Source organism: Bartonella vinsonii subsp. arupensis OK-94-513 (assembly GCF_000278235.1).
Taxonomy (GTDB): domain Bacteria; phylum Pseudomonadota; class Alphaproteobacteria; order Rhizobiales; family Rhizobiaceae; genus Bartonella; species Bartonella arupensis.
In genome coordinates, this window is the sequence record NZ_JH725038.1 from 435,005 (window position 1) to 443,959 (window position 8,955).

At 44.0% G+C, this 8,955-nt stretch carries 3 protein-coding genes and 1 pseudogene; 3 read left to right on the forward strand and 1 reads right to left on the reverse strand.

Annotated features, from left to right (window positions below):
• Positions 1–181 (forward strand): hypothetical protein (locus ME1_RS08150; RefSeq protein WP_004864937.1); only part of this gene is annotated, 181 nt, incomplete at its 5' end.
• A 536-nt stretch (positions 182–717) separates the two neighbouring features.
• Here ME1_RS08150 and ME1_RS07005 read toward each other — a convergent pair.
• Positions 718–1,326, reverse strand: a pseudogene (locus ME1_RS07005) (type ISP restriction/modification enzyme); the annotation flags it as partial.
• Positions 1,327–1,798: 472 nt separating this feature from the next.
• Here ME1_RS07005 and ME1_RS07015 point away from each other — a divergent pair.
• Positions 1,799–3,559 (forward strand): ShlB/FhaC/HecB family hemolysin secretion/activation protein, encoded by a 1,761-nt coding sequence (locus ME1_RS07015; RefSeq protein ID WP_004864940.1) that lies wholly within the window; start codon positions 1,799–1,801, stop codon positions 3,557–3,559.
• Positions 3,560–3,649: 90 nt separating this feature from the next.
• On the forward strand, positions 3,650–8,955 hold a 5,306-nt coding region (locus ME1_RS07020; protein ID WP_004864941.1), incomplete at its 3' end, for a filamentous hemagglutinin N-terminal domain-containing protein.

Here is an 8,955-nt window from a genome sequence, read left to right on the forward strand (position 1 = left end):
TAAGGAAAATGTTATTGTCGGCCGTCTTATTCCTGCAGGGACAGGTGGTACGATTGCTCAAATCCGCCGTATCGCTGCAGTTCGTGATGATTTGATCGTAGATGAGCAGCGCAAATCTAGCAATAACGAGATGGCTAAAGCTATGTTGACAAATATGACAACTGAGGCAGTTTCTGAATAATTTAGATGCATGCTAATAAATAATATGAGAGCGCCCAATAGAGGATTTGGGCGTTTTTTTATATCTCAGAATATAGAATTTGCCATTTTCTGACAAACATTACTGCAAAATCTATAAGGAGATTATAGTTTAAAGTATTTTTGATGGGTTATTGTATTTTTTTATAATGATATTCATCTTTTCTTTTAGGTTATTTATAAAGTTTTTTTATTTATGAAGTAAGATAGAAACTTTATTTTCAATATGTTAAGATTTTGAAGATTTTTAAAATACAATCATTATCGGCAACACAACCCATAAATACAACTGATGATATATGTTTTGAGGGGTTTTGAGGGTTTTGAAGGTTTCTATTTTATAATTTTTTCATTTCATAAAATGAGTGTTTAAAAGTGCAAAGTTTCTCTTTTTAGAGTATCGCATGATAAATCATTCCTTTTAAGAGTGTACATAATCAACATAACAAGAGAGTATAGATATAAATTCCATACCCCTTGTAAGATGTGCATACCGATCATGTGAAATATGAGCATGCTTTATGAAGTCTCTTCAGTTTCTCTTAATTCCAAATTTGGTAGGTTCTTAACAATCTTCATTGTTTCTAAACTTACCGTAATAACCCTTTGGAACAATTCCAATGGATAAGCAGGGTTGCCAATGGTTTCAACAGCATAGCAATTGGCATCATTAACAATGCCACTCTTTTTATCGGTCTTTACACATTGCCGACCCATAACCCATTCAAGGGCAGGTTTACCATTCACGATATACTCATAAGCTTCCTTAGGGATATCTGTTATTGTAATATTGCTGTTGTAAATAACAGTGGTTTTATTCTTTTCCTTACCATTCCCAGCAAATTTCATTTCTGTAACGTAATAAAACTTTTCGGGGTTAGGAATATCTGTAAGTTTGGGGTCACCTTTTTTGAAGGTCACGGGATAAGGCTCTACGCTTTCATAATTGACGTGCAAATTTCCTAATTCACGCCCTGCTGTAACAAACATCCAAAAATCTTCAGCACTCTTTACGCAAGGGATGCGAGGGAGTTCTTTACATAAATTATCAGCGTAGCGAGCACGGTAATCTTTTGAATGTAACAATCCATAAACATAATAGAACAAATCAGCTTTCGTTATGGTTTTAGTAAGTAAGCAGAGAGATACTTCTTAAAACTATATCTGTACTATTATCGCGTTTTTTGCTTATTTTAGTAATAAGCTATTGTCATGCTATTTTTCTTATCAGGCGATAATAATGGATAGTTTTGCGTTGTCTCTAATATGTAACAGTTCCAATAAATTAGATATATTCTACGAATAACAGTCTTTACTTGAATCTCAAAATTATATTACATGAAACACCTTAAAATTAAGAAGCATAGAGAGTGTATGATTGTCATTTAACAGTGTAATTATAAAATCTTCACAAGCGGGGGGAATGATATGGTTTACACACCCAATAAAGCAGGTGTATACAGTGCAGTCTATGCGTTTCTCTCAGATTCTATAAGTATTATTTTCATCAAAAAATTAAAAAATTGTTACGCGGGTGGTGATTTTTTCTGTGACGCTGATGATATGGTTCATTTTGTTGCTCACTTTGAGGGCACAATGAATGCATAGATTTTTTTTCACTTTTATTTTTGCGGCTTTTTTGTGCCTTTTCTGGTTACCGAGTTTAGCAGAAACTATACGTGAGAAAGCGATTAATCAATCAGAGAGTATTCAGCGTCAACAAACGCAAGAACAACGTTTTCAACGATTATACCGTAGAAACAAGACGCAAGGGATATCTTTGGCGGATGATGATGCTACAGCTCCCTATGATGCTTCGAGACAAAAAAACTGTTTGTTGATCAAAAGCATTGAACTGATAGGTGCTCGATTGATTTCTCACAGAGATCTTCATGATGCTATTTCCCATTGGGAAGGGCACTGTTTAGGCATTGATGATATCAACAAAGTGCTCAAAGCGGTGACCATGCTTTATATGAAGCGCGGCTATATAGCGGTGCGGGCTTATTTGCCTGAGCAAGATTTAAGCGGCGGTCATCTGCAAATTGTTGTGGTTGAAGGACAAGTAGAAGATATAACCTTGAATGGTCACAAAGTTGAGAGGAAAGATCGAGGAGAAATCATCACGGCTTTTCCACATCTCATTGGCCAACCAACCAATCTGCGCCAGATAGAGCAAGGACTTGATCAGATCAATCGGCTTTTTTCTCGTCAAGCTACCATTAATCTTGGTGCGGGTAGCAATTCGGGTGGTTCGATACTCGATGTTCATATTGAAAAACAGAAACCTTGGCTTATCACGCTTTCCAGTGATAATCTTGGTGCTCGGGCGACAGGGCTTTATCAAACGCGCGTTAGCCTTTCTTTTGATGATCTTTTAGGTGGGAATGATCAATGGTCGTTTAGTTATCAGCGCTCCATGGATGGTGGACCGTATCACTTCTCAAAAAAGCGTCCTAATAGTGATACTCTAACGGGTTCCTTTTCCATTCCCTATGGCACTTGGACAACGGGTTTTGATGGAACGTGGAGCCAATATCATTCGAGTGTTAAGGGAATATTTTCCGATATTATGACAGCGGGCAAGTCTTTATCACTGACCCCGTGGGTTTCACGGGTGATTGACCGCGATCAAGAGAGCAAGACTTGGGTTACGGGACGTTTGACATGGAAATATGCTGATAATTTTATTATGGGCAGTAGGGTTGATGTTTCTAGCCGCAAACTAGCTATTGCAAGCCTTGAGCTTGATCATACGCGCCAGTGGCTGGGAGGAGACTTCAGTGCGCATATCGGGTTTCATAAGGGATTGGCAATTCTTGGTGCTTATGATGATAAAGCCCAAGAGAATGCAACACAAAATGCGCCCAAAGGGCAATTTAGAAAATGGTCTTTTTCTTTAGGCTATGCACGTCCTTTTTCACTCCATTCATATCATTTTCGCTACAATACGCTGCTTTCAGGACAATGGTCTCCCGATACATTGTTTGGTTCAGAACAAATATCGCTAGGTGGCAATTCATCTGTGCGTGGGGTGCGTGAGGCGGTTTATTACGGCAATAATGGAGTGTTTTGGCGCAATGAATTATCCCTGTTATTGCCGGGCTTTACTTCAGAGAGAGGTCGTAAAGTGATGAGCCAATTCGCCCCTTATCTGGCGCTTGATCTGGGAGCAGTGGCCAATGATGTCAGCAAAAACAGTTTTGGCGGTAGTTTGGTTGGAGCAACTCTGGGTTTCCATGCAAGCGGCCAAATTACGGAGGTTGATGTGTCTTATTCCAACATTTTGAATGCGTCGATACCGATAGAAAAGGGGAATAGGGTTGGCGTGTTTCAAATGCGGGCTTTGTTGAGGTTTTAGAGTAAAGGGGCGGTAAAAAAACGCCTCGCTGTTTATACCCATTGAGGGTCTCTTTTTATAAAGAGAGAGAAGATTTTTGAGGAGCGAAAGATGCGGGGATTGAAAAATCAAAAGCATAAATTGGGATATGGGTACAAGCTGGGGCAGCGTGCTCTTGGTGTTTTTCAGCGAGGGGCAAAGAAGGGGCTTTCATTGGTTTTAAGCTTTTGCTTGGCTTTTCAACCTTTGTTGTTGCAAGCGCAAGCTCTTGGAGCACAAAGTCCTGTTACACAAGTGTCTCAAGGGATTAAAGCGGCTGACGGGGTTGGCTCTGTTTTCCGCCCAACGGTGGGAGCAGCAGGCAATGGTGTGCCGCTGATTGATATTGTTCGCCCCAATGGACAAGGTCTTTCTCATAACAAATATGACAGTTTCAATGTTGATGCCCATGGCGTGATTTTGAACAATTCGACTGAGGAGGTTTCGCGTTCACAGCTTGGGGGATTGGTACCTGGCAATGGCAATTTACGGAATACTGGTGCCGCAAAGGTTATTCTTAATGAAGTGGTGAGTGCCAATCGCTCGAGTCTTGAAGGGATGAGCGAAGTTCATGGACAAACGGCTGATGTGATTATCGCCAATCCCAATGGGATCACCTGTAACGGTTGTGGCTTTATTAATACACCACGGGTGACGTTATCGACGGGACAGCCGATCATTGGTCCTGATGGTGCTTTGAGCGGTTTGCGCGTTGAAGGCGGCAATATCACCATTGGAGCCAAGGGTGCGGATGGGCGCACAGTGGATATTTTTGATCTTGTTTCGCGCAAGATCAGTGTGGCAGGTCCCCTTCAAGTCAAAGGGGAATTGGCCGTTATAGCAGGGCATAATCATTTTGATTATCACCAACGGGAAGCAACTTCGCTTGGCTCTGATGGTAAAGAACCTGAATTGGCGATAGATTCCAGTGAGCTTGGTGGAATGTATGCGGGGCAGATCCGTGTGCTTGCCAATGATAAAGGTGCTGGCGTTAAGATGCTTGGCAACATGGTTGCCAATGCAGGCGCCATGAGGTTGACCAGTGATGGCAAGCTGGTGCTTGCCAAAGTGCGTGCCAAGGGTGTGGTGAAGGCCCACTCCCATCATGACAGTGTGCATGTCAAAGATTTACTCTTTTCAGAAGAAGCCGTTAAGCTAAAAGCTTTAAAGGATGTTGCACTGGCAGAACATGCTCGTGTTGCGGCAAGTGGTGCTGTTGATGTTAGTGCTTCTACAATTGCACTGAAATCTGATGCTCTGTTGGCAAGTGGTGTTGGCAGTGATGGGACACAATCAGCAACTGGTTCTTTGCACTTAAAGGCGACAAAGCTTGAAGTGGGGGATGGGCGGATAGCATCCGGTGATCTTTTAGAGATCCAAGCAGCAACCATTGATCTGAGCCGCCTGCAAGACAATGATCAAACAGGGGTTTCTTCCCTTGGCGATCTGACCATTAAAACCAACCAAATCAGCGCTTTAAACAACCATATCGGTGCCAAGGGGAATATTGTTCTAAAAGCCGATGATGCGCTTACTGTAGGTGCAGGCCATTATAGCGCCGGCGGCTTTCTTTTGGTGGAAGCAGCAGAGGTGTCATCGCGTGCCAACTTAGTGGCAGAGCAAAAAATTGACCTTTATGCGCATCACGGTGATCTTGTTCAAGAAGGCAGTGTTTTTTCCAATGGAGAGATCACACTGAATGCTCATGGTGCACTGAGTCACAAAGGTGAGATTGTCAGTGTGCAGAAGGTTGCCTTGACAGCTGGGGGCATGCTGACAAGCAGCACGGACAGTACGCTTTTAAGCCATGATGTGATTTTGAACGCTGATGCTTTGACCCAAGCGGGGACTGTGGAAGCACAAGAAGGGGTATTAGATCTTCAAGTGCGTAATGGGGTCATCAATAGCGGAACAATGCGCGGCGAAAGCGTCAATGCCCATGCCGGTGCCCTTACAAATAAAGGCACGTTTATTGCAATGGATGCTTTGCATCTGACGATCAGTGCATCAGAAAATGCTGATCCGCAACAAGCTTTTCTTATGAATGCATCTGAAGCAGTCCTCCAAAGTGGGGGTGCCTTTGTTTTGTCGGCAGGACAATTAGACAATGCCGGTGCCCTTGGTTCTAGTGGTGAGAGTGTTGCTCTCAATGTAGCAGGGGATGTCAACAATAGCGGGCTGATTTACGCCAAAAAATCTATGGCATTGTCCTTAGATGGTGCTCTCACCAATAAGCAGAGCGAGATTATTGCCGAAGAGAATTTGACTATAGGCGGGCTGAAGAGGGAACGTGCTGGGCATGTGCTCAATGAAGCGGGTGTTTTGAAGAGTCTTACCGGCGAGATGAAGCTTGTTGCGACAGCATTAAGCAATAAGAGCGCAGAGACAACAGATACAGGGCAACAAGACACATCGTTGCAGGAACAACAAGATGCCACACTCCATGAGGAGACAGCTTATATCTTAGCAGGGGATGGTATGCTGATAGATGTTGGCGCTTTTGAGAATATCGACAGTTTGCTCTCTACGCAAGGAGCAGTCAATGTTGTTGCCGACAGTCTTCATCAGGCTGGATATATTGAGAGCGACAGTGGTGATCTTCAACTGACCAGCCATGGTGATTTAACCAATAGCGGTACGCTTGCAAGCAATAGTGCAATCACTGTAAGTGCACAAAACACTCTAAACCAAACAGGGCGTATTGTTTCGCAAAAGCGGATAGAGCTTTCAACCGATGGTACCTTGACGCTGGGTGAGACAAGCCAGGTTGGTGGCTATGATGTGGCAGTGAAGGCAGGCACTCTTAACCAAGCTGGGCTTATAGAAGCGCAAGGTGAAGAACTTACTCTCGAAAGCCACGGTGATTTAACCAATAGCGGTACGATAGCAAGCAATGGCACTCTTACTGTGCGTGCGCAAAACACTTTGAACCAAACAGGGCGCATTGTTGCGCAAGAGCAGATAGAGCTCTCAACCGATGGCATCTTAACGATGGGCGAGACAAGCCAGGTTGCTGCTTATGATGTGGCAGTGAGGGCAGGCACTCTTAACCAAGCTGGGCTTATAGAAGCACAAGGCGGAGAACTTACTCTCAACAGCGACGGTGTTTTAAGCAATTATGGCACCATAGTGGGCAGTGTTGTTGATGCGGATCTTGGTTCTTTAGCCAATTTTGGACAGCTTTTAGCCAGTGACACTTTGACGCTTATAGCAGCAAACCATGATTCCTTAGGAGAGCAGGGTGCTATCATTTTAAATGCCGAAGGTGGGGTCCTCAAAAGTGGTGGCGCTTTTGTTTTAACCGCGGATGTTTTGGACAATGCCGGCAGTATTGGTTCAAGTGGTGATGGGGTTGCGCTCAATGTGAGCGCTGATCTGAGCAATAGCGGACTGATTTATGCCAAAAAATCCGCAACGCTCTCCTTGGATGGGGATTTTATCAATAAGTTTGCCGATGTCATTGCTGAAGATAATCTCATCATCCGAGGTTTAAGTGGAGAGCGGGCTGGTCATGTCATCAACAGTTCTGGGCTTTTAGAAGCCGTCTCTGGTGATATGACCTTCGATGTCTCTTCACTCACCAATATGCGTGAAGGTGGGGTTGAAGTGACTGATAAGGTGGTTGGTCACAGTTATGTGCGAGGAGAATGGAGAGGCACTAATGTTAAACACCATCAAATCAAGGAAGATGTTGACACTACGATCATTCGTCAGCAGCCTCATTTTACCAATGGAGCTGCACAGATTTTGGCAGGGCGTCATCTCACGGTTCATGCCGGTGATATCCGCAATAGCTATAGCTTAATTGCTGCTAATGGCAATATTGAGATGCAGGGCGATACGCTGCTCAACGAGGGGCACGATTTAATCGAAACAACCAAGATTGTCACTGAAACGCATCGCAGGAAGAAACACTGTACTGTTGCGAATGGAGGCTGTTCTTGGGGAGGAATAACAGATGAGGGACATTATACCGATACCAAAACAACCACACGTACCTATGATGTTGTTTATGGCACGATAGAAGCAGGTGGCACTCTTGATGTCAAGGTCACAGAGACTCTTGACAACCATGCGGTGCGTGAGGGAGCCGGTCAAATTGGCTTAAGCTCTGGCAATAAAGGCTTGATTGGGGTTAAAAATACTGAAGTTGATGGCTTTAAACCGTTGATCAGCAATGATCGATTGGACGGCATTATCAATGGTTTGACGGGGCACAAAGCGCTTTTTGCACCAAGCACAAAAACACCAGCACCGGAATCTATACAGTTGCCAACGCAAGATGGGCTTGGCTCTGTTAAGACAGAATTGGCAGGTACGCAATCACCGGATGTGCCGTTTTTAATTGAGACGCGTCCAGATTTTATCAATCCAAGTAAATTTTTAGGCTCGGACTATTACTTAAAAAAGATTGGCAATTATAAGCCTGAGCAAGTGTTCAAAAGGTTGGGGGATGCTTATTTTGAATATCGTCTGGTGGATGAGCAAATCTTTGAGCTGACGGGCAATCGCACTCTTCTCGATGTTGAAGACCCTAATGCACAAATGCAAAGGCTCTATGACAATGCTGTGGAGCAGCAAGGTCCTTTGGGACTAAAGCTAGGAAAACCCTTAACGCCCCAGCAGATTGCTGGGATCAAAAAGGATATGATCTGGCTTGAGACCCACCTTGTCGATGGACAAGAGGTTTTGGTGCCCCACGTTTATTTGGCAAGCACGTCCTCTTCAGAACAAGGGATAAACAATGCACAAAGAACTCAAGGGAAGTCAGCCAGTGCGCGTTTGAAAGGCAAAGGGGTCTCCTTGAGTGCGGACCGTCTGACCAATAGTGGTGCTGTGATAAGTGATGATGCACTCCATGTGACGACTACGCAAACTTTGTTCAATAACGGTGGTTTTTTGGATGCTACCGGACCTGTAGATCTCACCAGTGGTGGTCTTTTAGCCAATATGTCAGGTGTTATTCATGGTGATACGGTCACCATGATAGGTAATACAATTGTCAACAGCACGGCAAAAATCCGTGACACGAATGCATATGGTTTTGTTGATCGAGCTGGGCAGAAGGGACAAATTCTCTCTGAGCATGAATTAAACATCCATTCCCTTGGAGATCTTGGCGCAGAGGGTGGGGAATTCACCAGCGGCGGTCCAATGACGATGATTGTCGATGGTTCTGCTAGCATTAGCGCGTTAGAGCTAGAGAGTGAACACAAGGAGACCTTGGACAAAGGGCATTATAACGCTCAAAGCAGTCTCCATCAGTTGAGTGAAATCAACAGTGGGGATGATCTTAACTTTGTTACGAATGGCGATCTCACCATGGATGGGGTTAAGGTTAAAGGAAAGGGTGATGGAAATTTCACCAGTGGTGGTTC